Genomic DNA, 2,051 nt, shown 5'->3' with positions numbered 1-2,051 from the left:
GTGTCGATGGCCGGCGTCGGCTGGCCGGTCAGGCGGCCAAGCTCCTGCACTGCCGTTACCAGCGCGTCGACCTCCATCGGGCGGCCGCGTTCGAGGTCCTGCAACATCGAGGTCTTGTGCCCGCCGACGTCGCCGGCCCCCTTGATGCGCCGGTCGACGGGGATCAGGAAGCGCACGCCGAGGCGCTCGCCAATCGCCTGCCCCTCCAGCATCATGGCGCGGGCGACGGCCCGCGTGCCTTCATCGGCGACGATCGCCGCAAGCGTGCTGCCGGTCAGCGCCGAGATCGGGTTGAACGAAAGATTGCCCCAAAGCTTCACCCAGATTTCCGAACGTATGTCCTCGCGGACCGGCGCCTGCAGCCCGGCCTTGACCATCTCGCGCGCCAGCACACTCGCCCGCTCGCTCTTTTCGCCCGAAGGCTCGCCGAGCGAAAAGCGCGTGCCCTCGACATGGCGGATCCGCCCGGGCGCATCGACCTCGACGGCCGGATAGACGACGGAGCCGATGATGCGCTCAGGCCCGATGGTCTCCCAGATCTTTCCGCCGGAATCGACCGCATCAAGCCGCGTGCCTTCGAGCGCGCCGCCGGCCTTGTAGAAGTACCACCAGGGCACGCCGTTCTGCATGGTGACGACGGCTGTCCCCTCGCCCAGCAGCGGTGCAATCTCGCCCAGCGCCGGCGCCAGAGAATGCGCTTTCAGCGCCAGCACCACGTAATCCTGAATACCGAGTTCTTCGGCCGTGGCCGCTGCTCTCACCCGGGCGATCGTCTCCTTGCCGTCCTCGATCAGGCGTAGGCCATCGGCCTGGATCGCTTCGAGATGCGCGCCGCGCGCGACGATCGACAGATCGACGCGGCCGGCAATCGCCAGCTTGGCGGCGAGATAGCCGCCGATGGCGCCGGCGCCGAAGACTGTAATGCGCATCAGCTCAAACCGAGTTTTGCCGCGAGGCCGATGCGCTGCAATTTGCCGGTGGCACCCTTCGGGATCTCGTCCAGGATCACCACCTTGCGCGGCACCTTGAAATCGGCGAGCCGCGTCGCGGCAAAGCCGCGAATGTCGGCCTCGCTGGCGCTCTGGCCTTCCCGCAGCACGACAGCGGCAGCCACTTCCTCGCCGAGCTTGTCATGCGGCATGGCGAAGGTGACGACCTGCGCCACCGCCGGATGATCCATCAGCACGCCATCGACCTCGAGCGGAGAGATCTTTTCGCCGCCGCGATTGATGATCTCCTTCAGCCGGCCGGTAACGCGCAGATAATTGTCCTCGTCCAGCACGCCCTGGTCGCCGGTGTGGAACCAGCCATGCGCGAAGGCGCTGGCGTTGGCGTCCGGATTCTTCTCGTAGCCGGCGGTGACGTTCGGGCCGCGAATGACGATCTCGCCGATCTCGCCGGGCTCGAGCAGCCTTCCATCCGGCGCCATGACGGCCACTTCCGGTCCGGCCGAGGCGCCGACGCTGCCCGGCTTGCGCAGTCCGGGTGGCAGCCGGTTGGACGCCATCTGGTGCGCAGCCTCGGTCATGCCGTAGGCCTCGATCACCGGACAGCCGAAAGTCGCCTCCAGCTCTGCCATGACCTGCGCCGGGAGTGAGGCCGACGACGAGCGGATGAAACGCAGCTTCGCTTCGGCCAGTTGCTCGGGATTGCGCGCGGCGCGCGGCAGGATCGCCTGATGCATCGTCGGCACCGCCGTATACCAGGTTGGCTTCGCTTCGGAGAGCCATTGGAAAAAGCGCAGCGCGTTGAAGCCCGGCGTGCAGAAGACGCTGGCGCCGGCGGCGAGCGAGGACAGCACCGCCGCGATCAGCCCGTGGATGTGAAACAGCGGCATGATGTTGAGGCAGCGGTCGGCCGAGCCCAGGCCCAGCGTGGCGCCGATATGCGCGGCCGAGGCGGCGAGGTTGGCGTGGCTGAGCGGCACCAGCTTCGGCCGCGATGTAGTGCCGGAGGTATGCAGAAGGAGAGCGGTGTCGCTGTCTTCGGCCAAGCCGGAGGCAACCGGCGACCCGACCGGGCCGCCGGTTGCCTCCGGCTTGGCCGAAGAC

Annotated in this window: 2 protein-coding genes; both read right to left on the bottom strand. The window is 67.9% G+C overall.

Annotation, left to right across the window (positions count from 1 at the left end; genetic code table 11):
• Positions 1–929: 2-dehydropantoate 2-reductase (locus tag EOA75_RS32235; protein WP_164747734.1), on the bottom strand; the 929-nt coding region annotated here is incomplete at its 3' end.
• Positions 929–2,051 (bottom strand): AMP-binding protein (locus EOA75_RS32230; RefSeq protein ID WP_127326092.1); only part of this gene is annotated, 1,123 nt, incomplete at its 5' end. The genes EOA75_RS32235 and EOA75_RS32230, both read right to left, overlap by 1 nt.

Source organism: Mesorhizobium sp. M1A.F.Ca.IN.022.07.1.1 (assembly GCF_003997575.1).
In the GTDB taxonomy this organism is placed as follows: domain Bacteria; phylum Pseudomonadota; class Alphaproteobacteria; order Rhizobiales; family Rhizobiaceae; genus Mesorhizobium.
Note: the sequence above shows the minus strand (reverse complement) of the source record. Positions and strands in the feature narration are given on the sequence as shown.